The 951-nt window shown below is 57.3% G+C and carries 1 protein-coding gene; it reads left to right on the plus strand.

Annotation, left to right across the window (positions count from 1 at the left end; genetic code table 11):
• Positions 1 to 951: RNA polymerase sigma factor region1.1 domain-containing protein (locus ACP5OT_RS14915; RefSeq protein ID WP_428132573.1), on the plus strand; the 951-nt coding region annotated here is incomplete at both ends.

The raw sequence follows: 951 nt of genomic DNA on the forward strand, positions 1-951 counted from the left end.
GGGGAGCCGGCAGCCCCTGCGGAGCCGGAGCTGCAACCGTTCTCGCTGGAAGAGCTGGGGTTGTCGCCGGAGGAGATAGCACAGCTTGAGGCGGCGCAGCGTGGGGAGCCGGCAGCCCCTGCGGAGCCGGAGCTGCAACCGTTCTCGCTGGAAGAGCTGGGGTTGTCGCCGGAGGAGATTGCACAGCTTGAGGCGGCGCAGCGTGGGGAGCCGGCGGCACTGCCATCGGAACGAAAGACAGTACCGGTCGTCGATGAGCCGATTGAAAGCTTACTAACGACCGGTGATGCTGGTGATGTCTTTACGTCGACCGTAGCCGATTCATCGATCGGACTTACCGATTTAGAGCCTTTCTCGTTTGAAGAATTTGGCGATCTCGAACCTTTCTCGTTTGAGGATTTAGAGGGCGGTACAGTCGAGGGTGGTGAATTAGCTATTTCCCCTGAAGAGATTGATACTCTAAACATTGGCAACTTCGAGACGGTAGTCTTCTCGGATGATGAAGAGCCGATGATTGATACCGGCGATCCCGTACTTAACCGTCTGATCCAATTAGGCCATCGCCAAGGCTACGTCGATATTACTGACATCATCGCAGTGGTGCAGGACCCTGAACGAGAGGCTGAGCGAATTGAGCAAATTGGCTGGTCGCTTCATCGCGCAGGGATTCAGATCCGTGATGGTGACGAGATTATCGATATGGAAGCTGAGCTTGGTGAAGAGGACACATCGGCTATGCCGGTAGCTGATGCTGATTTGACACCTTTTGCCGAAGAGCTGCCGTCGGCTGTACTAGAAGCTGATCTAACGCCGTTTGCTGAGAAATTACCCTCGACACCGCCTGCGGAGCCGGAGCTGCAACCGTTCTCGCTGGAAGAGCTGGGGTTATCGCCGGAGGAGATTGCGCAGCTTGAGGCGGCGCAGCGTGGGGAGCCGGCAGCCCCTGCGGAG

The organism is Chloroflexus sp. (genome assembly GCF_049970315.1).
Classification (GTDB): domain Bacteria; phylum Chloroflexota; class Chloroflexia; order Chloroflexales; family Chloroflexaceae; genus Chloroflexus.